General features: G+C 46.1%; 22 protein-coding genes. 19 read left to right on the top strand and 3 right to left on the bottom strand.

From position 1 onward, the window contains the following. The first annotated feature begins 3 nt into the window (after nucleotides 1-3). The 12 genes from V6D42_RS17905 to V6D42_RS17850 all read left to right on the top strand — a co-directional run bounded on the left by V6D42_RS17905 (nucleotide 4) and on the right by V6D42_RS17850 (nucleotide 13,259). Complete coding sequence (locus tag V6D42_RS17905; RefSeq protein WP_010332927.1) at nucleotides 4-582, top strand: TerD family protein; 579 nt, start codon at nucleotides 4-6, stop codon at nucleotides 580-582. Between the two features lie 51 nt (nucleotides 583-633). Next, a complete protein-coding gene (locus tag V6D42_RS17900; protein ID WP_010332928.1) occupies nucleotides 634-1,407 on the top strand; it encodes a TerC family protein in 774 nt (257 codons plus the stop codon). A 62-nt stretch (nucleotides 1,408-1,469) separates the two neighbouring features. Continuing rightward, complete coding sequence (locus V6D42_RS17895) at nucleotides 1,470-2,630, top strand: HpcH/HpaI aldolase/citrate lyase family protein (RefSeq protein ID WP_333514219.1); 1,161 nt, start codon at nucleotides 1,470-1,472, stop codon at nucleotides 2,628-2,630. After that, nucleotides 2,620-3,930, top strand: coding sequence for a phosphoribosyltransferase family protein (locus V6D42_RS17890; RefSeq protein ID WP_333514218.1), 1,311 nt, complete (start codon nucleotides 2,620-2,622; stop codon nucleotides 3,928-3,930). The genes V6D42_RS17895 and V6D42_RS17890 overlap by 11 nt, the downstream gene beginning before the upstream one ends. A gap of 6 nt (nucleotides 3,931-3,936) precedes the next feature. Continuing rightward, nucleotides 3,937-5,046, top strand: a complete 1,110-nt coding sequence (locus tag V6D42_RS17885) for a cysteine protease StiP family protein (protein WP_333514132.1) — start codon at nucleotides 3,937-3,939, stop codon at nucleotides 5,044-5,046. Then, the gene (locus tag V6D42_RS17880) at nucleotides 5,043-5,843 is read left to right on the top strand and encodes an HAD family hydrolase (RefSeq protein ID WP_333514131.1); all 801 of its coding nucleotides are present in this window, start codon (nucleotides 5,043-5,045) and stop codon (nucleotides 5,841-5,843) included. Before V6D42_RS17885 ends, V6D42_RS17880 begins: the two co-directional genes overlap by 4 nt. A 31-nt stretch (nucleotides 5,844-5,874) precedes the next feature. Continuing rightward, a complete protein-coding gene (locus V6D42_RS17875) occupies nucleotides 5,875-7,488 on the top strand; it encodes a YceG family protein (protein WP_333514130.1) in 1,614 nt (537 codons plus the stop codon). Nucleotides 7,489-7,503: 15 nt separating this feature from the next. Next, nucleotides 7,504-8,595 carry a toxic anion resistance protein gene (locus tag V6D42_RS17870; RefSeq protein ID WP_010332934.1) on the top strand — a complete coding sequence of 364 codons (1,092 nt, stop codon included), beginning with the start codon at nucleotides 7,504-7,506 and terminating at the stop codon, nucleotides 8,593-8,595. 121 nt (nucleotides 8,596-8,716) lie between these two features. Next, entirely contained in the window at nucleotides 8,717-9,919 is a 1,203-nt protein-coding gene (gene niaP, locus V6D42_RS17865) for a niacin permease NiaP (protein WP_333514129.1), read from the top strand. Between the two features lie 352 nt (nucleotides 9,920-10,271). Next, the gene (gene opuAA / locus V6D42_RS17860) at nucleotides 10,272-11,528 is read left to right on the top strand and encodes a glycine/proline betaine ABC transporter ATP-binding protein OpuAA (protein ID WP_229149674.1); all 1,257 of its coding nucleotides are present in this window, start codon (nucleotides 10,272-10,274) and stop codon (nucleotides 11,526-11,528) included. A 1-nt stretch (nucleotide 11,529) separates the two neighbouring features. After that, entirely contained in the window at nucleotides 11,530-12,378 is an 849-nt protein-coding gene (opuAB, locus tag V6D42_RS17855; protein ID WP_010332937.1) for a glycine/proline betaine ABC transporter permease subunit OpuAB, read from the top strand. Continuing rightward, nucleotides 12,378-13,259: a glycine betaine ABC transporter substrate-binding protein gene (locus V6D42_RS17850; RefSeq protein WP_333514128.1), complete on the top strand. Its 882-nt coding sequence runs from the start codon at nucleotides 12,378-12,380 to the stop codon at nucleotides 13,257-13,259. The genes opuAB and V6D42_RS17850 overlap by 1 nt, the downstream gene beginning before the upstream one ends. A 37-nt stretch (nucleotides 13,260-13,296) precedes the next feature. Here the strand turns inward: V6D42_RS17850 and V6D42_RS17845 are convergent, their stop codons facing one another. Beyond that, the gene (locus V6D42_RS17845; RefSeq protein WP_326330796.1) at nucleotides 13,297-14,448 is read right to left on the bottom strand and encodes a M20 peptidase aminoacylase family protein; all 1,152 of its coding nucleotides are present in this window, start codon (nucleotides 14,446-14,448) and stop codon (nucleotides 13,297-13,299) included. 125 nt (nucleotides 14,449-14,573) lie between these two features. Between V6D42_RS17845 and V6D42_RS17840 the strand changes: the two genes are divergently transcribed. The 4 genes from V6D42_RS17840 (at nucleotide 14,574) to V6D42_RS17825 (ending at nucleotide 19,372) form a co-directional block, all read left to right on the top strand. Beyond that, a complete protein-coding gene (locus V6D42_RS17840) occupies nucleotides 14,574-16,007 on the top strand; it encodes a YfcC family protein (RefSeq protein ID WP_333514127.1) in 1,434 nt (477 codons plus the stop codon). 115 nt (nucleotides 16,008-16,122) lie between these two features. Further along, nucleotides 16,123-16,614 carry a DUF6773 family protein gene (locus V6D42_RS17835; RefSeq protein WP_333514126.1) on the top strand — a complete coding sequence of 164 codons (492 nt, stop codon included), beginning with the start codon at nucleotides 16,123-16,125 and terminating at the stop codon, nucleotides 16,612-16,614. Between the two features lie 135 nt (nucleotides 16,615-16,749). Beyond that, nucleotides 16,750-17,715, top strand: coding sequence for an L-lactate dehydrogenase (locus V6D42_RS17830; protein WP_333514125.1), 966 nt, complete (start codon nucleotides 16,750-16,752; stop codon nucleotides 17,713-17,715). A gap of 31 nt (nucleotides 17,716-17,746) precedes the next feature. Beyond that, on the top strand, nucleotides 17,747-19,372 hold the full coding sequence (locus V6D42_RS17825) for an L-lactate permease (protein WP_333514124.1): 1,626 nt from the start codon (nucleotides 17,747-17,749) through the stop codon (nucleotides 19,370-19,372). 40 nt (nucleotides 19,373-19,412) lie between these two features. On the opposite strand, the gene bmr3 is transcribed toward V6D42_RS17825, so the two are convergent. Further along, nucleotides 19,413-20,951, bottom strand: coding sequence for a multidrug efflux MFS transporter Bmr3 (gene bmr3, locus V6D42_RS17820; RefSeq protein WP_333514123.1), 1,539 nt, complete (start codon nucleotides 20,949-20,951; stop codon nucleotides 19,413-19,415). Nucleotides 20,952-21,063: 112 nt separating this feature from the next. Between bmr3 and V6D42_RS17815 the strand changes: the two genes are divergently transcribed. From V6D42_RS17815 to V6D42_RS17805, 3 genes are all read left to right on the top strand, one after another. Next, nucleotides 21,064-21,528, top strand: coding sequence for a MarR family transcriptional regulator (locus V6D42_RS17815; RefSeq protein WP_268444227.1), 465 nt, complete (start codon nucleotides 21,064-21,066; stop codon nucleotides 21,526-21,528). Nucleotides 21,529-21,602: 74 nt separating this feature from the next. Further along, nucleotides 21,603-22,232: a LysE family translocator gene (locus tag V6D42_RS17810; protein ID WP_229149688.1), complete on the top strand. Its 630-nt coding sequence runs from the start codon at nucleotides 21,603-21,605 to the stop codon at nucleotides 22,230-22,232. Nucleotides 22,233-22,302: 70 nt separating this feature from the next. Then, on the top strand, nucleotides 22,303-23,064 hold the full coding sequence (locus V6D42_RS17805) for a YqcI/YcgG family protein (RefSeq protein ID WP_333514122.1): 762 nt from the start codon (nucleotides 22,303-22,305) through the stop codon (nucleotides 23,062-23,064). Nucleotide 23,065: 1 nt separating this feature from the next. On the opposite strand, the gene V6D42_RS17800 is transcribed toward V6D42_RS17805, so the two are convergent. Further along, nucleotides 23,066-24,406: an amino acid permease gene (locus tag V6D42_RS17800; RefSeq protein WP_326196126.1), complete on the bottom strand. Its 1,341-nt coding sequence runs from the start codon at nucleotides 24,404-24,406 to the stop codon at nucleotides 23,066-23,068. Nucleotides 24,407-24,460 lie beyond the last annotated feature (54 nt).

Below are 24,460 nucleotides of genomic sequence, written 5' to 3'. Positions count from 1 at the left end.
AGTATGGCCATTCAATTAGCAAAAGGACAGCGTGTGGATTTAACGAAAACAAATCCGGGACTCACAAAAGCGGTGATCGGTTTAGGCTGGGATACAAATAAGTACTCAGGCGGACACGATTTTGACCTGGATGCTTCAGCCTTTTTAGTGGATGCGCATGATAACTGCGTGAATGATCTCGATTTCGTCTTCTATAATAACCTTGAGCATCCGAGCGGCGGTGTCATCCATACGGGTGACAACCGCACCGGAGAAGGCGACGGAGATGATGAGCAGATCATCGTTGATTTTTCAAAAATCCCTGCTCACATTGAGAAAATCGGCATCACAGTTACCATTCATGACGCGGAAGCACGCAGCCAAAACTTTGGACAAGTGTCAAACGCGTTTGTACGCGTTGCAGATGAAGAGACTCAAAATGAGCTTCTTCGCTTCGATTTGGGGGAAGATTTCTCCATTGAAACAGCCGTTGTCGTATGTGAGCTGTACAGACACGGAAACGAGTGGAAGTTCAATGCGATCGGCAGCGGTTTTTCCGGCGGCCTTGCTTCATTATGCCGGAACTACGGTTTGCAGGTGTAAGCGAGTGACAAATAAAGCAGTCACCGTTTTCAATTAATAGGAGGAAAAAACTTGGAATTTTTACATCACATCATGTCTACGTATGCTTCATTTTTCGATTGGGAAATGTGGGGGGAAGTTCTGACTGATCCGGTTTCTTGGGGTCTGATCGGTTCCCTTGTTGTGCTGGAAGGCCTTTTATCGGCCGATAACGCGTTAGTTCTTGCGGTAATGGTGAAACACCTTCCGGAAAAACAGCGTAAAAAAGCGTTAACGTATGGTTTATTCGGAGCGTATATTTTCCGATTTATTTTCATCGGACTCGGTATGCTTCTCATTAAATTTTGGTGGATCAAGGTGCTTGGCGCGCTTTACCTGGCTTGGCTCGTCATTAAGCACTTTTGGATCGGAGAAAAAGAAGAGGAAGCAGACGGTATTAAGAAAAATTCTTGGATGGTCCGTACATTCGGTATCTTCTGGGCAACTGTTATTTCAGTTGAACTGATGGACCTTGCCTTTTCTGTGGACAGCATCTTGGCCGCGTTTGCGGTATCTGAAAAAGTATGGGTTCTTCTGATCGGCGGTATGCTTGGTATTTTAATGATGCGTACAGTGGCAAAAGTATTCCTTGTGCTGATCGATAAAATCCCTGAGCTTGAAAACACAGCATTCGTGTTAATCGGAATTATCGCGCTGAAAATGGCAGGGAGCGCTTTCCATTATGAAATGCCGCATTCTGTATTCTTCATTATCATTATCGCTGCATTTGCGGTGACATTTATCATTCACTATATCAACAAACAAAAGCAGGTGCGCGAACAAACAGCTGCGTCAAAAGAAGAATAAAACAAAACAAGGAGGGAGTTTGATGTCCTTCCTTTTTTGTTACAGAAAAGAGGGTGACTGGTTTGCGGTATTTCCACTATTTATCAGCGCGTCAAGAAGAGCATGTATTTTATCAAGTGCCGAAACAGGTCACGAAAGAGGCGCCGAAAAAGTGGCTTGAACAAGCGCTGGGAGCCCTATTATATATGCCTGCAACCCGCCATGACATCGGCGCTATGATTACTGAACAAAAATACGAGGATCTAACGTCCGTTGTGTTCTGCTTAGAGGATGCGATTGGGGATCATGAAGTCGAGCAGGCTGAACATAATCTCAACATTCAGCTTGAGCGCATAGAACAGGCAATTCAGCAAAACAAAATAGAACCGGAAAATCTTCCGCTCTTGTTTGTAAGGGTGCGTTCTCCGCAGCAGATGCAGGAGCTGGCCGGCCGCTTGAAGCACCTTCTCCATTTGTTAACCGGTTTTGTGTTTCCGAAATGTTCAGGAGTCAACGCCCGTAACTATGCGGAAACGCTGAAAAACATCTCTCGCGATAGGAGAGCGCCGATTTATGGAATGCCGATTTTAGAAACGCCCGATTTGCTTTCAAAAGAGACGCGGACAGAGGCTTTCGGAGAGCTGAGTGCGGTACTGCATCAATATCACGACTTGATTCTAAACGTGCGAATCGGTGCGACTGATTTGTGCGGGTTATACGGTATCCGGAGAAAGCCGGGGCAAACCATCTATGATATTCGCCTGATTGCTGATTTTATGGCAGATGTCATCAATTATTTCGGCCGGACATTTGTCGTTTCTGGACCGGTCTGGGAATATTTCCAGGCAGCGCAAAAGCCTCACCTTCTATCAGGACACCAGCCTGCTGAGCTGAATGAGCATGTCAAAGGCTTGGTGAAGGAAACAGAGCTTGATATTGCTAACGGGATTCACGGAAAAACAGTCATTCACCCTTCTCAGCTTAAAGCGGTAAACAGCCTGTATGTTGTATCAAAGGAAGACTATCTGGATGCGTTAAGCATTATTCATCACGGAAACGGTTCAATCGGCGTGATGAAAAGCCATTTTTCCAACAAAATGAATGAAATGAAGCCCCATATGAAATGGGCTGAGAACATCATAATAAAATCAGAAATTTATGGGGTGTATCATGAAAACCGATCTTTCTCCGATTTGCTCAACGAACAGCAAACCACTTCAAATATTGGACAATATGGCGGTTGATCTGTCGGTCACTGACAATCCGCTTTCTATTCCGGAGCAAGTCTTATTTGAAATGGCGGCGCGAGTGAACAAAAAAAGAGGTTTTTTATTTGTCAGCAAAGTGCTGGGAAAGCATATTCCAGTTCATCCGCTGAAGCCGCTTTTAGCATCAGGGCTGCTTGCTTTGGAGTACGCTGAACGAAAAACGGGCCGTGAGCTGAAGGAGAAGGCTGACATTCTGAACGGGTTTCTTTCAGGAACGGACAGCGGGCTTCGGGATGCTTATCGAACATTGCAAAAGCAGCGCATAGCACTAGAGGAGGCGCCGCTTGTGATCGGGTTTGCGGAAACGGCGACAGCACTTGGACACGCGGTTTATGACTGCATTGAGATTGCGTCGTATGTCCATACAACACGTGAACAAATACGAAACAACGAGCCTTCCATTACATTTGTCGAGGAGCACTCCCATGCGACCGATCAGCTGTGCTATGCGGAACCTCATATGATCAACAACAATTGCCCGGTGATTCTCGTGGATGATGAAATCACAACAGGAAAAACGGCGTTGCATATCATTCGGGATATACAATCGAAATTTCCCCGCAAAGAGTACGCTGTTTTGTCTTTATTGGATTGGCGGACTGAGGAACACAAACAAGCTTATGCTGAAGCGGAACGGGAATTAGGGGTTCCCATATCAACAACAGCTTTACTGTCTGGGCGCATTTCCTTTAAGGGAGAGCTTTTGTCAGAGTCCACCTATGATTACAAACCGAAGCCGCAGGAATCAGCAATAAACAGAACAGACATCGACTTGTCCGGCTTCTTTGCATCCTTACCCTATCAGCCGGCCACATTCGCAGACGAGCATTTTTATGTGAAGGAAACAGGGCGATTTGGCTTAAAGGCGAGTGACAGGCAGGCCGTTCACGAGGCCTGCCGCCTAGCTGCGCAGCATGTGGAACAATATCGGAAGGGGAGAAGAACGCTTGTGCTCGGAACGGGAGAGCTGATGTACATCCCTATGAACATCGCAGCGCATCTTCACGGCTCTATTTCTTATCACTCTACTACCCGCAGTCCGATTCACCCTGTTGCCAAAGAGGGCTATGCTGTGCAAAACGGATATTCATTTATGAATCCCGAAGATGAGGGGGTTCGCCATTTTATCTATAACCTCCCCGCCGGAGCGTATGACGAAGTCTTTTTCTGTCTTGAAAAGACCGTTTCGGATGAGGCGTTACAGCCGATTTTTCATCTATTCAAAGAAAAAGAAGTGCCGCATATCCACATTGTAACCCTTTCAGGAAAGGCGTGATCTGAATTGACAGAGATAATTGACCGGATTGGAAGCTATCCGAAGGAGGATGTCACCTTTCTATTAAAAGATTTGTCCGCCGTTTCGATTGAAAAAAGCACGGAAGAACGGGAACGGTCGATTCAAAGCGGCACCCATTACTCTGAGATGCTGCCGATCGAATATAAGCCGACAGATGAGTATATGAAACTGTTTTATGCCTCGCTTGAAGACAGTAAACAGAAGGTTGCGTTGGCGGCCGGAGCTGTGGCGGAGCAGCTTTTCGCTAAACACGGCAACGATACGGTTTTGTGCAGCCTGGCAAGGGCGGGCACGCCGATCGGTGTATTGATTAAACGGTACATCAAGATGAAGTATCACATCTCAGTTCCGCACTACAGCATATCGATTATTCGGGACAGAGGAATTGATGAAAACGCCTTGCAGTATATGCTGAAGCATCATCCAGACGGAAAGATCGCTTTTATCGACGGCTGGACAGGCAAAGGCGCTATTACAAAAGAACTGAACCGATCCATCCAACAGTTTAACCAGCGCTGGAATACGAGACTTTCCTCAGAAATTGCGGTGCTTGCCGATCCGGGTAGTTGCGCGGACATCTACGGAACGAAGGAGGATTTTCTGATTCCGAGTGCCTGCTTGAACTCTACAGTCTCGGGTCTTGTCAGCCGCACGGTCTTAAATGAAAAATGGATCGGGCCGGATGATTTTCACGGGGCGAAATATTACCGTGAGCTGAGCGAAGAGGATGTTTCTGTATTCTATATTGAAACGATAGCCGAGCAATTTCCGTCTATTTTTAAAGAAGCAGAACGCTTGGCGATTGGCTTGAAGCGCGCACGTATGAAACCGGATTGGAGCGGCTTGGTTTCCATTGAGACGATCCGAGAGCAATTTGGCATCAACAATACGAACCTGATCAAACCGGGAGTCGGAGAAACGACCCGTGTGCTTCTTCGCAGAGTGCCTTGGAAAATACTAATTCAGCCTGGCGCTGAAGAAACGCTGAAACATATTCTTTTACTGGCAAAGGATCGGGGAGTGCCTGTAGAAGAATACGAGAACATGTCTTACAGCTGCTGCGGGCTGATTCGTCCGGCGGAGAAAAGCCTATGAACGCGTTTGCCAGCGATTTAGACAGAACATTAATTTATTCAAGGCGCATGATCGGCACGCCCGATAAGGAAGCCGGGATAGAGCTGATTGAAACATTAAATGGGCGGGAGCTTTCTTATATTTCCTCAACCGTTAAAGAACATATAAATCAGATTCAGAAGGATCACTATTTTATTCCCGTCACCACGCGTACAAACGAACAGTATAAGAGACTCCTATGTTTCCAGCAGGACATTGTGCCGGAATATGCGGTGACAACAAATGGCGGGTGCATCTTAAAGGACGGCGAGCCTCTGAAAGAGTGGGACGAGCTGATGAAAGAGGAGCTGGCGTCGTGTCTGCCGATCGAGGCCATGCTGAGGGAAATTGCAAGTCTCTCGTTATCAGATTCGGTAAAAAGAACCCGAATCGCCCATCACTATTTTGTGTATCTCATTTTACATGAGGAAAAAATACCGTACATCGATATATCCGCTGTGAAAAAGTGGGGAGCCGATAAGGGCTGGCAAGTATCCCTGCAGGGGCGAAAGCTTTACTTTATTCCCAATCCGCTTAATAAGTGGAAGGCGGTCGAATACCTGAAATCCAGGCTCTCTCTTGATGAAATCTATACGGCTGGAGATTCTCTGCTTGACCTTGAACTGATCCGTGAAGCCGATTTTGGCATTGCACCCGCGCACGGCGAGGTATTGAGTCACGATCCGAAACTTCGCAAAACGGTTGCAAGCGGCATGCTGGCGGGAGAAGAAATCACAGCGTCAGTTTTATCGCAAATATCTAAATTAAAACACGTGTAATCTACACAAACAAACCAGAAAGGAGGATATGATGAGACAAGAAGAGTTAACCATCCATAAAGCTGTTCCGGCCCATGGCGATTGGAAAAGCATGCTGTTTCAGCCATTGCCGGAGCGGGATCACTATGAGAATGAACAAGGTTTTTCTTTTTCGCGGCTTGCCGGGCAAATACTGGGCACGCCCATTGATGAGACCGACTACTTTAACGAGCTGTATGATCTTTCTGTAAACGATCATATTTATGTCCTGAGCGAAACGCTTGATAAAACAATTGCACCCGAAACATTTCAGGCGCTTCAGCATATTCATTCCATCAATCAGCAGGAAAAAGGCCTTTCGGTCAGCCGCTTTGTCGCCTTTCTGGACGGGGAACAGCTGATTGCGAAGCATTCCAATCCCATGTTGCACCGCCATTTAAGAAAAGCACTGATGACGCTGTTACATACCTTTGCCGAAAATCATGAGCAGGGACTGAATCATCCTGATTTTCGCAGAGTGCTTCTTGATGTTTCAAAGTTTTCCTTGAACCACCTGAATCTTTGGCTGGAAAAAGCCGATATAGAGCGGGAGATGCCGAAGGTGGTCTGGTATGGAGACGCGACGAAAAGCCAGCTGTATTTCTTATATTACTTGATGCTTGTCGGCTGTGATGTCCTATTGTTCCATCCCGCGGGAACTGATCAGCTGACGCTCGTTGATCCTAAGCAGGAGCTAAGCTTCACGGAAAAGCTTCCCGATGTCTCAGACCTTCAGCCATTCCCGAAAGAAAAACCTGACCGTAAATCAACGGTGGCGTACCGATCGACAAAGGAAATTGAGCATGTGCTGAATCACGAGGAATCCATGCTGTACAAGCCTTGGCAGTTCAGAGATCACACACCGGTTTCCGTGACGCTGAAAACGACCTATGATGAATTGTTTTTAATTGCGAAAGAACGTGCGTTTATTCGCCCAAACTTCAAAGCCGATAAACACTCGATCGACATTCCGAATGTGTTTGCCAAAATTATGGGCGTGTCGAAGGACAATAAAGAATATTGGAATAGACTTCATACAATGGCGGATTATCCAGAAACGGAAATGGTTCGAAGTTTTCCGATTACAGAAGAAGTCAGATCGAACTATCAATTTCATTACAGCCACGCGCTTGATCATGAAGGAAACATTGATCCGGAAAAGCTGATCGCAAGCAATGTATGGCAGTACAAACAGCTTCCGGCAGGCATTCAGACCGCGATCGCCAAAACGATCTCGAGAATGTGCAGACACCCGCGGCTGAAGGCATTACATCAGGAACAGGTCAAGGATGTTCAGATCTACTTGTTTAAACAAACAACAAACCTTCCCGCTAACCTGCTGAAATTGATTCAAATGTTCGACTATGCGCAGACCGTTCCGAAACTGGTGCTGTATCATACGGAAATGAACGGTGAGCTCACACGATCAGACGCCGCAGCCCTGCTGTTTTTGAATGAAATCGGCATTGATATCGTCATTTATAATCCTCCCGGACATCAAGACATTGAGCATTATATCGAAGAGGATCAGTATGATATTCACTGGCTGGACGACATGGTGTTTCAGCAGGACTATAAAGAGCCCTCGCTCGTGAAAAGGCTGTTCAGAACGATTACCCAAAAGTAAGGAGAGAAGAAAAGCATGACAACAGAAAATCAAAATCCGCTTGTTCTCGATAAGAACGAAGAAATTTCTCAGCAAAAGGCAGACGATATCCGCCTGCAGCTCCGCCAGGAACCAGAGGTGCAGCGCCTCGCTCAGCAAATTGACGTGAAAAACCAAATGGAGCTGCTGGAGTACGGAAAGGAGCCGGCTGTTGAAATTTCCAAGTTCTCTGACCGCATCTTGGGGATGATGAAAACAACAAGCGTGACAGATTCAGGCACGATGCTGACTCAGCTTGGAAAAATCATGGACCGCTTTGACAAAAATGATTTTGATGAGCCAAAGGGACTGATGGCCAAAATTTTCAAACGCGGCGGCAGCATGATTGAGAAAATCTTTAAAAAGTATCAGACGCTTGGTGGAGAAATTGAAAAAATCAACGTTGAGATTTCCAAGTATAAAGATGAGATGACAAAAACAAACTACACGCTTGATGAAATGTATGAAAACAATATCAACTACTATATGGAGCTTGAAAAATATGTTGTTGCCGGTCAAATGAAGCTGGAAGAGATGCAGTCAATCCTTCCTTCCTATGAAGAAAAAGCGGCAAGCGGAAACCAGCTTGCGCAAATGCAGCTTGATACGCTGCGCAACGGCATTCAGGCACTTGAGGAACGTGTTTATGATCTTGATATGGCGCGAATGGTGGCGCTTCAAACCGCACCGCAGATCCGTCTCCTTCAGCGCGGTAATGCTAAGCTGATCGGGAAAATTAACTCCGCTTTTATCATTACGATTCCGATTTTCAAAAATGGCATTATTCAGGCCGTTACAGTGAAGCGCCAAAAGCTTGTGGCTGACTCTATGAGCGAGCTTGACCGCCGGACAAACGAGATGCTGAAACGCAATGCGGAGAACATCTCGAATCAGAGTGTTGAAATTGCCAGAATGGCCGGCAGACCAAGCATTGATATAGAAACGATCGAATCCTCTTGGAACACGATTGTCAGCGGCATGCAGGAAACAAAACAAATCGAAGAAGAAAACAAACGCCTTCGGGAAGAGGGCGCAAGACGAATTGCCCAGCTGCAGGATAATATTAAAAAAGCAGCATTACAGCAATAAAAAGACCCCCGCTTGTGAATCATAAGCGGGGTTTTTGATTGACATCAATTAGGTAATGACAATGTGTAAAGACAGGTGTAAACTTAAACGGTAATCATTTTGCATATTAGAGGTGTTGGCTATGGGAAAACAACTGCCTATATCCCAGCGTAAGCTGCTGGGTGTCGCCGGTTTAGGGTGGCTGTTTGATGCAATGGATGTCGGAATATTATCGTTTATTATCGCCGCGCTTCACGTGGAGTGGAATCTTTCGCCCGAGGAAATGAAATGGATCGGAAGCGTGAATTCCATCGGCATGGCTGTGGGTGCGTTTTTGTTTGGATTGCTGGCTGATCGAATCGGCCGTAAAAAAGTATTTATCATTACCCTTTTATGCTTTTCAATCGGAAGCGGGATATCAGCTTTCGTCACAAGCTTATCGGCATTTCTCATTCTCCGCTTTGTGATTGGGATGGGACTTGGCGGCGAACTGCCTGTCGCTTCAACGCTTGTTTCGGAAGCGGTTGTGCCTGAAAAGCGGGGCCGAGTCATTGTGCTTCTTGAAAGCTTTTGGGCTGTGGGCTGGCTGGCAGCGGCGCTTATTTCCTATTTTGTCATTCCAAGCTTCGGCTGGCAGGCGGCTTTGCTTTTAACCGCACTTTCGGCATTTTATGCGCTGTACTTGCGGACAGAATTGCCTGATTCGCCAAAGTACGAATCGCTTTCTATGAAAAAGAAATCGGTGTGGGAGAACGTTAAAAGCGTTTGGGCGAAACAGTATGTACGGCCGACGGTGATGCTGTCAATCGTCTGGTTCTGCGTTGTCTTTTCTTATTATGGCATGTTTTTATGGCTGCCGAGTGTGATGCTGTTAAAAGGATTCAGTATGATTCAAAGCTTTGAATATGTTCTGCTGATGACGCTTGCTCAGCTTCCGGGCTATTTTTCGGCTGCGTGGCTAATCGAAAAGGCGGGTCGAAAATGGATACTGGTCATTTATTTGATCGGAACAGCGGGAAGCGCGTATTTCTTCGGAACGGCAGATTCCTTAGGTCTGCTGCTGACGGCTGGAATGCTGTTATCCTTTTTTAATCTTGGCGCGTGGGGCGTCCTGTATGCCTATACACCGGAGCAATACCCAACAGCGATTCGCGCGACAGGCTCAGGAACCACAGCGGCGTTTGGAAGAATCGGCGGCATTTTCGGCCCGCTGCTCGTCGGAACACTCGCCGCCCGCCATATTCCGTTTTCAGTGATTTTTTCGATCTTTTGCATTGCCATTTTACTGGCGGTCGTGTGTATTTTGATTATGGGGAAAGAAACGAAACAAACTGAGCTTGAATAAACAAAAGCACCTTATCATGAGGTGCTTTTTACATGGAAACCGGCAGCTTGCGGTTTGTTTTTTCTGCTTGTTTAATTTGAAAAAGCTTATTTTTCCAGTAAAGGAGCTTGAAGACATAAGAGGAAGAAGGATTTTCGATTTATTAAAAGCGTTTTCAATAAAAAAGACTTAATTTTACCTGTAAAATATAATAATAAAGGAGGATTACAGAGTATTTAGAAGCATAATTAAGGTCTTGGGGTCACAGGGATGTTTATCATGAAATGGTACAGAATAAAAGAGAATATGCGGTTTGTGTGTGTTGTTACATAAGTGTTACGGTAATAAAGATTGCTTAATATGGAGGGAAAATATGAGTGTAGATGAGAAACCGATTAAGATAAAAGTCGAGAAAGTCTCTAAGATTTTTGGGAAACAAACCAAGAAAGCAGTTCAAATGCTTGCCGACGGAAAAAATAAAAAAGAGATCCTGAAAGCAACCGGATCAACCGTTGGGGTTAACCAAGCAGATTTTGATGTATATGATGGTGAGATATTTGTCATCATGGGTCTATCAGGGAGCGGTAAATCAACTTTAGTACGGCTGTTAAACCGGCTTATTGAACCGACTGCCGGAAAAATTTACATTGATGGTGACATGATAACAAATATGTCTAAAGACCAGCTCCGGGAAGTCCGCCGGAAAAAAATCAGTATGGTCTTCCAAAAGTTCGCTTTGTTCCCGCACAGAACGATACTTGAAAACACAGAATACGGACTGGAGCTTCAAGGTGTAGACAAACAGGAGCGCCAGCAAAAAGCGCTTGAGTCGCTTAAACTTGTTGGACTTGAAGGATTTGAACACCAATACCCTGACCAGCTTTCGGGCGGGATGCAGCAGCGTGTCGGCCTTGCACGCGCTTTGACGAATAATCCGGACATCCTTCTGATGGACGAAGCGTTTAGTGCGCTTGATCCATTAATCCGTAAAGACATGCAGGATGAGCTTTTGGATCTGCATGATAATGTCGGAAAAACGATTATTTTTATTACGCACGACCTGGATGAAGCGCTTCGCATCGGCGACAGAATCGCGCTGATGAAGGACGGAAACATCGTTCAAATCGGCACGCCGGAAGAAATCCTTATGAATCCATCCAACGAATATGTTGAGAAATTCGTTGAGGACGTCGATTTGTCTAAAGTATTAACTGCCGGCCACATTATGAAGCGCGCTGAAACGGTGCGGATTGATAAAGGGCCGCGCGTTGCATTAACACTGATGAAAAACCTAGGGATTTCATCTATTTATGCAGTCGATAAACAAAAACAATTGTTAGGTGTCATTTATGCGGCCGATGCGAAAAAAGCAGCCGAGTCTGATTTATCCCTTCAGGATATCTTGAATAAGGAATTTACGACTGTACCAGAGAATACGTATCTGACTGAGATTTTTGACGTTGTTTCTGACGCGAATATTCCAATTGCGGTTGTAGATGAAAAGCAAAGAATGAAAGGGATTGTCGTAAGAGGCGCGCTGATTGGCGCACTTGCGGGCAATAACGATTATATCAATGTTGAAGGCACTGCTGAGCAAACACAAGATCCTTCTGTACGGGAGGTGAAGTAAATTGGATAGACTGCCTAGAATACCTTTAGCAGACATCATTGACCGTTTTGTTGACTGGATTACGATAACGTTTGGCGGATTCCTCGATGGAATCGCAAATGGCTTGGCCATTTTTGTAAACGGGATTGTAACAGGGCTTGGATTTATTCCTTCTATTTTGTTAACGATTATTTTCGCAGCTCTTGCATGGTGGATCAGTACGAGAGGAATTGCGCTGTTTACTTTAATTGGCTTTCTCGTTATTGACTATTTAGGATATTGGGACCCAATGCTGCAAACGTTAGCGTTGGTTGTCACGTCCGTCATTATTTCGATTGTAGTCGGTGTGCCGATCGGAATTTGGGCATCTCAGAAAGAAACGGTTCGCCGTATCGTAACGCCTATCCTTGATTTAATGCAGACAATGCCTGCTTTCGTATATCTTTTGCCGGCAATTTTCTTCTTTAATATCGGTGTTGTGCCGGGTGTTGTTGCGTCTGTTATCTTCGCAATGCCGCCGACAATCCGTATGACGGTTCTCGGTATTAAACAAGTGCCTGCGGATCTGATTGAAGCAACTGAAGCGTTTGGTTCTACAACAGCTCAGCGTTTGATTAAGGTTCAGCTTCCGCTTGCAACAAAAACCATTCTTGCCGGGATCAACCAAAGTATCATGCTTGCATTATCAATGGTTGTTATCGCAGCAATGGTCGGTGCGCCTGGACTAGGTTCAGAAGTATACAGCGCCGTTACACAGCTGAAAACAGGGGTCGGTGTAGAAGCAGGTATCGCTATCGTTATCGTTGCGATTACGCTCGACCGTATTACACAAAATATTAAAGTGAAGAAGAAAAGCAGGGGGAATGCCTGATGTTTAAAAAAATCATCGGTATCGGTGTTTCCGCCATGCTGGCACTCTCACTTGCGGCTTGCGGATCAGAAAACGACGAAAATGCGTCCGCAGCTGAACAGGTGAACAAGACGATCATCGGGATTGACCCCGGTTCAGGTATTATGAGCCTGACTGATCAAGCGTTGAAGGATTATAACCTGAACGACTGGACACTGATTTCATCGTCAAGCGCTGCTATGACTGCTACGCTCAAAAAGTCATACGACCGGAAGAAACCAATTATTATCACAGGATGGACTCCGCACTGGATGTTCTCCAGATATAAATTAAAATATCTTGATGATCCGAAAAAAACTTACGGCAGTGCTGAGGAGATTCATACGATCACCAGAAAAGGCTTCAGCAAAGAACAGCCGAATGCCGTTAAGCTTCTAAGCCAGTTTAAATGGACGCAAGACGACATGGGTGAAGTGATGATCAAGGTGGAAGAAGGCGAGAAACCTTCCAAAGCCGCTGCTGATTATGTGAAGAAGCACAAGGATCAAATCGCGGAGTGGACCAAAGGCGTGCAAAAGGTGAAGGGAGACAAAATCAACCTTGCCTATGTGGCTTGGGACAGTGAGATTGCAAGTACAAACGTTATAGGCAAAGTGTTAGAAGACTTAGGCTATGACGTGAAACTCACTCAGGTAGAAGCTGGTCCGATGTGGACGGCGATTGCGACGGGAAGCGCGGACGCATCCCTTTCCGCATGGCTGCCGAATACCCATAAACCATACGCTGTCAAATATAAAGGCAAATATGATGATGTAGGCGTCAGTATCACTGGCGTGAAGATGGGTCTTGTTGTGCCTCAATATATGAAAAACGTCAACTCAATTGAAGATCTTAAGAAATAATGAAGAAAGCAGCCTGTTCGCAGGCTGCTTTTTTGATTTAAGAAGCATTGGCTGATGCGAGTGTATCGGCTTTTTGGAACGTTTTTAACACAGCGTTTGCTAAAATGTGAATCCCGGTAAACATCGCGTTTCTGTCAAAGGTCATATGCGGGTGATGGAGGCCTGGCTGAAGTCCGCAGCCGAGGCCAAGCATGGTCGTTTTAAGGTTCGGCACTTTCACGGCATAAAAATGAAAGTCTTCACCGCCGGTTGTCACAAGCGGTTCATCGAGCTGATCAGCTCCGATAACGTCTGTGATCGCTTCAGCCATAATGCCTTCAGCTTCTTTATTTTGCGTTGCCGCCGGAAGGCTGTGTTCTTTGTGAAGTTCAATTTTCGCATCGAATGCCGCGGCCGCTGCTTCGCAGGCTCTTTCTGTTTCGGTGATCAGCGTCTCCATGGCTTCATTTGTTTGCGCCCGCAGGTCAAGGCTGAAGGTCGCTTTTCCGGGAATGATGTTGGAGCTGTCGCCGCCGGCTTGAAGCTTTGTCATTTTGACTGTGTGCGGAATTTTTGGATCGATGTGAATCAGTCCCAGCTTATGAACGAGGAATGCCGCGATTTCGATGCTGTTTTTGCCAAGGTGCGGGCGCGCGCCATGAGCCTCCTCTCCAATGATTGTGCCTTCGATGTGCTGGCTTGACCCGTGCAGAATGGATGGGGCGCAGCGTCCGTTTTGGGTTTCCTGAATTGGACGGACGTGGACGCCATACAAATAGTCGACGTCATCAAGCACGCCTTCTTCTATCATTTTTAGAGCGCCGCCGCCTTTTTCTTCTGCGGGCTGAAAGATAAAACGGATCGTTCCGCTCGGAAGCTCTGGCTGTTTTTTCAGCAGCATTAACGTACCTAAAGCCATTGTCATATGCGAATCATGTCCGCAGGAATGATTGGCGCGAAATGTGCCGTTGACCTCCTGCCATAATGCATCAATGTCAGCACGGACAGCTACAACAGGTGAACCCGAACCCATTTCACCGACAACTCCGGTGCAATCTGAAAACGTGCGCGTGCGGCACCCTGCATCTTCGAGTTTTTGTTTAAGAAATGCAGTTGTCTCATATTCTTTCCAGCTGACTTCTGGATTGGCGTGAAGATGTTCAAAGATGTCCATTACGGTTTGTTTCATTTCTTCTGAGAGTTTTTGCATGGGAGAAAAACCTCCTTCTTTCTTTTTTTATATTGAAACAGGTAGATAGGCTGTTTATAATATAGCACATATTTATATTTTTCAGAATAATAGGTATTTTCTAAAAAGAGGAGATGGATCGAAATATGAGTATGCCAGCAGCCGAAACACAGCCTAAGAAAAAACGTACCGCCTTTAACATGCCTGACGCCTATGTCCTCTTATTTATCATCGCTTTCATTTGCGCCGTTGCTTCGTATATTGTGCCGGCGGGAGAATTTGACCGTGTGACGAAGGGAGAGGTTACCACTGCGGTGCCGGGAAGCTACCATTCAATTGAACAGTCTCCGGTCAGCCTGATCAGCTTTTTCACTTCTCTTCAGGATGGGATGGTCGGCTCAGCCCCTATTATTTTTCTGATTTTATTCACAGGCGGCACGATCGCTATTTTAGAAAAAACAGGTGCCATCAACGGACTGATTTACAATGTCATCAGCAAGTTCCGCACAAAGCAATTATTATTTATTTGTATTGTCGGTGCGTTGTTTTCTGTTCTTGGAACGACCGGAATTGTCGTGAACTCAGTGATCGGATTTATCCCCATCGGCCTTATTGTCGCACGCTCCTTAAAATGGGACGCGGTCGCGGGTGCAGCTGTTATTTATATAGGCTGCTATGCCGGGTTTAACTCTACCATTTTATCACCGTCCCCGCTTGGCTTATCGCAATCGATTGCGGAGCTGCCTCTGTTTTCGGGGATCGGCCTTCGTGTGGTCATATACATATGCTTTTTGCTGTCTTCTATCATTTATATCTATTGGTATACAAGAAAATTAAAGAACTCAAAGGATGCCAGCGTGTTAGGCACAAACTGGTTCCCGGCGGCAGGATTGAGCGATGCGAATCAAGAAGAAGATAAGTCTGTCCCCTTTACCGTTCGCCATAAGCTGATTTTGGGAGTCGCAGGTTTGTCACTGATCGGATTTTTGTACGGCGCATTGAAGCTTGGCTGGTCAGATTCCCAAATGGCTGCGACATTTATTTTTATTTCGGTCCTTGCCGGATTCATTGGAGGACTTGCGGCAAACGATATTGCCAAAACTTTTATTACAGGCTGTCAGAGCCTTGTATACGGTGCGCTGATTGTCGGGATGGCGCGGAGCATTTCTGTCATTCTTGAAAATGGGAAGCTGCTGGATACAGTCGTCAATGCTTTGGCTTCGGTTTTGGACGGGTTCAGTCCGATGGCCGGCGCAATCGGCATGTATATCGCCAGCGCCCTGCTTCATTTTCTCATCTCTTCAGGATCGGGCGAAGCGGTTGTGTTCATTCCGATTTTGGCGCCGCTCGCTGATTTGATGGGAATCACGAGACAGGTCGCGGTGGAAGCGGTTATGCTTGGAGAAGGGGTTGTCAACTGTGTGAACCCGACGTCCGGCGTTTTGATGGCAGTGCTTGCCGCCAGCGGAATTCCGTACGTCAAGTGGCTTCGGTTTATGCTGCCGCTCGCTCTGATTTGGTTCTTAATCGGGCTTGTGTTTATTTGTATCGGTGTCTTGATCAATTGGGGGCCGTATTAAACATTGCTGCCCGCCGGCTTGTACGGCGGGCTTTTCATTTATTCGTTGCAGAAGCGCAGGCTGTTATTGTAACATGTAAGCCATAAGCCATTCGTAAAAGTGCGGGAGGAAGGTCATGAATAATCTGCATAACAGACTTTCAGGCGTGAATGGGAAAAATAAGAGAGTAAAAGAAAAAGAACAAAAAATCTGGTCGGAGATCGGCATGTTAGCCGGGGCGATTGCGCTGCTGGATGTGATCATCCGCGGCATTATGTTTGAATTTCCGTTTAAAGAATGGGTCGCGAGCCTTGTGTTTTTGTTCATTATCATCTTATATTACTGCATCAGGGCATCTGCTTCTGGAATGCTGATGCCGAGAATAGACACCGAGAAAGAACTGCATAAACGGGTGAAGCAGCAGTTCATAGAATCAATAGCTGTCGCCTTTGCGGTAGTGGTGCTTACGATGTATGACAGGGGGATTCCCCATACATTCTTCGCTTGGCTGAAAATGTTTCTCTTATTTATCGTCTGCGGCGGCGTTCTGTTTCTGCTACGATTCGGGATCGTGAAGCTGTCTTACAGAAGAACGGTAAAAAAGGGGCTTAAGAAGAAATCATCATAGAGGATGGTTTCTTTTTTTGTTCATAAATCAGACAAATCTTTTCTCTTGCAAAAGTTTGTGAAATGTTGCACAATATAAATGTGAAATACTTCACAAACAATCATCAAAGAAAAACATACCCTGGAAGGATGATTAATGATGAATAAACATGTAAATAAAGTAGCTTTAATCGGAGCGGGTTTTGTTGGAAGCAGTTATGCATTTGCGTTAATTAACCAAGGGATCACAGATGAACTTGTGGTCATTGATTTAAATAAAGAAAAAGCAATGGGCGATGTAATGGATTTAAACCACGGAAAGGCGTTTGCGCCGCATCCGGTCAAAACATCTTTCGGAACATATGAAGACTGCAAGGATGCTGATATTGTCTGCATTTGCGCCGGAGCAAACCAAAAGCCTGGTGAGACACGCCTTGAATTAGTAGAAAAGAACTTAAAGATCTTCAAAGGAATCGTCAGTGAAGTCATGGCGAGCGGATTTGACGGCATTTTCTTAATCGCGACAAATCCGGTTGATATTCTGACTTATGCAACATGGAAATTCAGCGGCCTGCCAAAAGAGAGAGTGATCGGAAGCGGCACAACACTTGATTCTGCGAGATTCCGTTACATGCTGAGCGAATACTTTGGCGCAGCGCCTCAAAACGTGCACGCGCATATTATCGGTGAACACGGCGATACTGAGCTTCCTGTCTGGAGCCACGCAAATGTCGGCGGTGTGCCTGTCGGTGAACTCGTTGAGAAAAACGATGCGTACAAACAAGAGGAGCTAGACCAAATTGTAGATGACGTGAAAAACGCCGCTTACCATATCATTGAGAAAAAAGGTGCGACTTATTATGGTGTTGCGATAAGCCTTGCCCGCATTACAAAAGCCATTCTTCATAATGAAAACAGCATTTTAACTGTCAGCACCTATTTGGAGGGACAATACGGCGCAGATGACGTATACATCGGCGTTCCGGCTGTCGTAAACCACGGAGGTATCGCAGGCATCACTGAGCTGAACTTAAATGAGAAAGAAAAAGAACAGTTCCTTCACAGCGCAGGCGTCCTTAAAAATATTTTAAAGCCTCATTTTGCAGAACAAAAGGTCAACTAATCGCAACTATAGAGTAAAGGGCTGATTGTCAATGTGGGAGCAGTTGTATGATCCGTTTGGAAACGAGTATGTGAGCGCACTTGTGGCGCTCACTCCGATTCTCTTTTTTCTCTTAGCTTTAACCGTTTTTAAGATGAAAGGCATTCTTGCGGCATTTCTTACCCTAGCCGTCAGCTTTTTGGTTTCCGTTGTGGCATTTCATATGCCGGTTGAAAAAGCTGTTTCTTCTGTTATATTAGGCATCGGAAGCGGTTTATGGCCGATCGGCTACATCGTCCTGATGGCAGTGTGGCTCTATAAAATCGCTGTGAAAACCGGGAAGTTTACCATTATTCGTTCCAGCATTGCCGGCATTTCGCCTGACCAAAGATTACAGCTATTATTAATCGGTTTTTGTTTTAACGCATTTTTGGAAGGTGCGGCCGGCTTTGGTGTTCCGATTGCAATCAGTGCGGCGCTGCTCGTCGAACTTGGCTTTAAACCGTTAAAGGCGGCGGCACTCTGCTTAATTGCGAACGCTGCCTCTGGAGCCTTCGGCGCGATCGGGATACCCGTCATTACAGGCGCACAAATAGGAGACTTGTCTGCACTTGAGTTGTCACGGGCATTGATCTGGACACTGCCGATCATTACATTTCTGATTCCGTTTTTACTCGTGTTCATATTAGACCGGATGAAGGGAATCAAACAAACCTGGCCTGCCTTGCTGGTTGTCAGCGGAATGTATACAGCGGTTCAGACGCTGACAATGGCTGTGCTCGGACCGGAATTAGCTAACATTTTGGCGGCGCTGTTCAGTATGGGCGGGCTTGCGCTCTTCCTGCGTAAGTGGCAGCCGAAACAGATTTACCGTGAGCAGGGAGCCGGAGAAGCTAGTGAGAAAAAAAGATACAGCGCGGCAGACATTGCCAAGGCGTGGTCACCTTTCTACATTTTAACCGCGGCGATCACCATCTGGAGCCTTCCTGCCTTCAAAGCGCTTTTCCAAGAAGGCGGACTGTTATATCAAACAACGCTTCTTTTGAAAATGCCTTTTCTGCATCAGCAAATTATGAAGATGCCGCCAATTGCCCCATCTGCCATGCCGTTAGATGCAGTCTTTAAAGTCGATCTGCTGTCAGCGACCGGTACAGCGATTTTAGCGGCGGTCATTGTTACGGGACTGTTCAGCAAAAATTTCTCTTATCGGGATGGTTTCAGTTGCTTGAAGGAGACGGGGAAGGAACTGTGGATGCCGATTGTCACGATCTGCTTTGTGATGGCGTTTGCCAATCTGGCCAACTTCGCGGGGCTTAGCTCTTCCATCGGGCTGGCACTGGCGAAAACAGGCGATTTGTTCCCGTTTGTCAGTCCTGTTCTCGGCTGGATCGGCGTGTTCATCACTGGCTCAGTTGTCAGCAATAATGCGCTGTTCGGTCACTTGCAGGTCGTCACCGGTGCGCAGATTGGGGCCGGTTCTGATTTGCTGTTAGCCGCAAATACGGCGGGCGGGGTAATGGCGAAGCTCGTTTCTCCGCAATCTATCGCCATTGCCGCTGCCGCGGTCGGCCAGACAGGGAAGGAATCAAAGCTGTTTAAACGGACAGTAGCGTACAGCCTGATTCTGCTATTGATCATCTGCATATGGACATTTATTCTAGCAAGATTAGGTGTTTAATAGAAAAAAGCAGTACACCCCGGGGTGTACTGCTTTTTCATTAATTTGCTTTCTTCGTCATTTCCTCAGTTGTTTTGACTCTTGTTTTTCCCATAAACAAAACGGTAATCGCCGCGAGAACAATTGGAATCAAAGCAAGTAAAAAGACATATGTGATGCTTGAGGACATGGCGTCGATGATCCGGTTCAGAATCGCAGCAGGGATCTGTGATCGTGTGCCGGCTTGGAAAATCGCCTGCGGATCACCGATATTTTGTGGCGCGCCTGAGCCGGCGGAGCCTTTCATCCCGCTGAAGGCGTCGCTTAGCTGGTTTGTGAACACGTTTGTCTGAACCGTGCCGAAAATCGTGACACCGAGCGTCATGCCGAATGATCGTAAAAATGAATTGGTGGAGTTGGCCGTTCCCCGAAAACGAGGTTCTAAATCATTCATGGACGCTGCTGGGAGCAACGAGAAGTTAAAGCCTACGCCGAAGCCTGAAATCATCATAAAGACAGTCAGCCATACGCGCGCTGTGTCCGGCGTCATATTGGAAAGCAGCAGCATGCCGATAAAGAAAGATGTGACGGAAATCAGCATGAGATTGCGGAAGCTTGCCTTCGTTTGGAAGATTCCGCCGATCATACTTCCGATCACTGATCCGATCATCATCGGTGTCAGAATAAAGCCTGCGCTTGTCGCTGAGCTGCCGTATACTGCCTGTACGAAAATTGGAATAAACACTGCTAAAATAATGAATGTTCCGCCATAAAGAAAAGCGAGAATCTGCGCTGTGGCAAACAAGCGGTTTTTAAACATCCAGAAGGAGATAATCGGTTCTTCCGCTTTTCTCTCCACAATAAAAAAGGCAATAAAGAAAACCGCGAAAATGATAAACAGGCCAATGATTTGTATCGAATTCCAGTCGTATGTTTTGCCGCCGAGCTCAAGTGCGAACATCAGGCACACAATGGATACGACTAAAGTTATCGCGCCGCCCCAATCAATTTTCTGCTTTTTATGCTCCAGCGATTCTTTGTAATAGCGAATGATGAAAAACAATGACAGTGCGCCGATAGGGACGTTGATGTAAAACACCCAGTGCCAGCTGATAGCGTCTGTGATAATAGCGCCTAACAGTGGGCCGAGAACACTTGATAATCCAAATACAGCGCCGAACATGCCCGACATTTTTCCGCGCTTTTCCGGCGGAAATAAATCAAAGATGATCGTAAAGGCAATCGGCAGGAGCGCTCCGCCGCCAATCCCCTGAATGGCCCGGTAGATGATTAGCTGGTTCATGGTTTGTGCAATTCCGCATAATGCCGAACCGATTAAGAAAAAAATAAGTCCAAACAGGAAAAAACGTTTTCGGCCGTACATATCGGAAAGCTTGCCGTAAATCGGCATCCCAGCCATAACTGCCACCATATAGGATGCAGTCACCCAAGCGAATTTATCAAAGCTTCCAAGATCCGCTACAATGCTGCCCATCGCGCTGGCAACAATTGTATTGTCCATCGCGGACATTAAAATGCCCAGCAAAAGACCAAGAACCACAAATTTAGTGGAAGGATTTTTTGCGGCTGTTGTATCCATTTATTCTACCTCCTCTACCTTTTCTCAGTAAGGTTTGATATCATGATAATAGTTTGATTGTTAATTATCTCGATTATCAAGATAAATTTGATTTTATAGGGAGGACTGTCAGTTGTCAACAAGAAATTCCAGAAGTGAGTTGGAAAAGACCGCTATTCAGATTTTTCGGAAATTGGGCACTAGAACCATTCTGTTTCATCAGGCGGCTGCTCAAGCTCTCGGTCTGTTTCCTACCGATTTGAAATCAGCTGACATATTAAATGAAGCAGGACCAATGACGGCCGGTGAACTGGGGAAAAAAACGGGACTCAGCACCGGTTCCGTTACGGCGCTTGTTGACCGGCTGGAAAAAGCGGGGTATGTGGCTCGTGAAAGGGACCCGAACGACCGCAGAAGAGTGATTATCGTGCCTCTTACCGCTTCTAAACAGCATGTGAAGGATTTGTTCCGTTCACTGTCAGAGTCCACGATGGATCTGTGCCGCGAGTATACGGAGGAGGAATTGGAACTGATTTTCGGTTTTATCGGCAAAGCCTCCGATATTATGGAGGAAGAGCTTGACCGGTTGAAACAATAGGTGATTTTTGTGCATAGCTTGGCCCGTTCCCGAATAAATTGTACAAGTTGAGTAAGAGAGGGGAGTACGGGCCGGTGAACACTTTTTTGAGTTATATTGTGCTGGGGCTGTCCTTGTCTGCGCCTGTGGGACCTGTCAATGCGGCGCAAATCGATAAAGGCATTAAAAATGGATTTTGGCATGCGTGGATTTTTGGTTTAGGCGCCATGACTGCTGACGGACTGTATATGATTTTCATCTATTTCGGACTGTCACAGTTTCTGACCGCTCCATTCGTAAAAACGTTTTTGTGGCTCTTCGGCTTTTTTGTACTGACCTATACCGGTATTGAAACGCTGAAGAATATCAGGGAAGCGATGGATGTACGCAGCTCGAAGGGGAAGCCTTCCTACAGAAAAACATTTGCATCGGGTTTTCTCATTTCACTGTCCAATCCACTGAGTATCCTGTTTTGGCTTGGAATTTACGGGAGCATTCTTGCGAAAACGGCTGAGACTTACAATATGAATCAGCTACTCATTTATAGTTCCGGCATTATGATCGGTATCTTAATCTGGGATTTTTGCATGGCCATTGCAGCCAGCACTTTCAGAAACCTGCTTAATGAAAAGCTGTTAAGGGGCTTGACCGCAATCGCGGGCATATCTCTTCTTGTATTCGGGTTTTACTTCGGTTATCAGGGCATCAAAGAGTTATTGGGCTGATTCATGAAAGGACAGTCACCTGCCGCCTTCCATCTTAATATAGTATCCAGATGATACTGGAGGTGGATCAATGGTGAAAGGGATTTACACCAAAAGTTTTCTGGAACGGAATCAAGCTGAGTTCCCGGAATGGCAAAGAATCGCTTTTGAGCTATTAGCAGAAACTGTGGCGGATGACGCGGATACGTTTCCTTGTATTCCCGGCCGTCAGGCATTTCTGACTGATCAGCTTCGCATTGCCTTTGCCGGGGATCCACGGGAAAACGGTACGGTGGAGGAACTGGCGCTGTTGCTTGCGGAGTATGGGAATATATCGCGAGACACGGGGAAGTACACCTCACTGGTTGTGTTATTTGATACACCGGAGGATTTGGCTGAGCATTATTCCATTGAGGCGTATGAAGAGCTGTTTTGGAGCTTTTTAAATAGACTGAGCGAACAAGATGAAAAAGAGTGGCCGGCAGATATGCCGGCCGATCCAGAGCATTATAAGTGGGAGTTTTGTTTTAACGGCGAGCCGTATTTTATTCTGTGTGCAACGCCGGCTCATGATGCGAGGAGAAGCCGAAGCTTCCCTTATTTTATGATCACGTTTCAGCCAAGATGGGTGTTTGAAAATCTAAATGATTCAACCGCATTTGGCCGAAACATGAGCAGGCTGATCCGATCCCGTTTACAGGCTTACGATCGAGCTCCGATTCATCCGCATTTAGGCTGGTACGGAGGAAAGGATAATCGGGAATGGAAACAGTATTTTCTCCGGGATGATGAAAAACAGGTATCAAAATGCCCGTTTTCATATTTAAAGAACATGTTTAACAAAATGAAATAGTTCACGAGCTGGCAGGGCGGTCTTTGTGTCCCTGCTTTTTTTGATAAATCAAGGTGACAACGGCAATGACGGCTAGAAATCCCAAGCTGACAAAAAATCCGGGTCGGCTTGATTTTTCAAACAGCGTGCCGGACACAGCCGCTGCGATCAGAATTGTCGCCAAATAAATTTGCGTTTTCGCCATGGCTGCCGGATCGGTCAGCTTTTTGCTGGAGAACAGGATAAACAACCAAGTGTATAAAAGCATCAGCCCGGCCGCTGTTGTCATGTGCTCGTAAATATTTTTAGGCAGCACTAGAGACAGTACGATAGACACGATAAGCCCCGCAAATGTTAATCCGAGCGCGGGCCAGCATATTTTTTTGCCTTCTTTTAGAGTAAAGCATTTCGGCGCGTCGCCGTCATCGGCCATCGTACAAAGCAATGTTGTCACAGCAAAGAGTGAAGCGACAAGGGTCGAGAAGCCCGCGATAATAAAAATGCCGTTGAAAATATCAAGAATCACTTCGAGATGAAATCCTTTTAAAGACGTAATAAATGGGCTGTCCTGTTCTGTAAACTTGTGTAAAGGAACTAATAGCAAAGCGAGCCCGATTGAAATGATATAAATAATCGCCAGCGTTGCCAGCATCAGCTTGCCTGACTTTGAGGCTTCCTCCGGCTTCTTTAAATGAACCGTCATGAGCCCCATAACTTCAATTCCGCCAAACGCGTAAAATGCATAAATAAGGCCTGTCCACAGCCCCATAGCTCCGAATGGGAAAAATTCTTTCGTCTCATTCGGAATCTGCACCTCCGGCTTTCCGCCTGACAATATGCCGCACAAAGCCAGAATGGCAATAACGATAAACATGAAGATAGCGGCAGTTTTGATAACAGCCAGCACGTTTTCTGTTTTTTCAAAAACAGAAAGTCCGGTAAAAATAATGAGAAGCCCAAGTACAGCATAGATGGAGGCAAATACCCACAGCGGCACTTGGGGAAACCAATGCTTCGTAAATAACGAAATGGCTGTCAGCTGGCTTCCGGTAATCAGCATTTCAGATGACCAGTACACCCAGCCGTTGCTGAAGCCGGCCCACCTTCCGAATGCTTTTCTCGCATATGAACAGAACGAGCCCTTTTCAGGGTGTTTTGCCGAAAGTTTGGCAAGCTGTTCGAATACAAAATATGTGCCGATGGCCGCTATGAGAAATGATAATAAAACGGAAAATCCGCTTTTTACAATTGCGATGCTGGAACCGAGAAAAAATCCTGTTCCGATTGTGCATCCAATCCCGATTAATGAAAGCTGCCACCAAGCCAGATTTCCTTTTTCTTGGTCTTTTTTTGTTTGACTCATTTACATTCAACCCCTTTTATCTAAGGTTAGATTGCAACCCGCGCAAGGCTTATA

Source organism: Bacillus sp. 0909A, assembly GCF_036765115.1.
GTDB lineage: Bacteria > Bacillota > Bacilli > Bacillales > Bacillaceae > Bacillus > Bacillus mojavensis.
The sequence above is the reverse complement of the archived record's forward strand: the minus strand, read 5'-3'. Positions and strand labels throughout refer to the sequence as shown.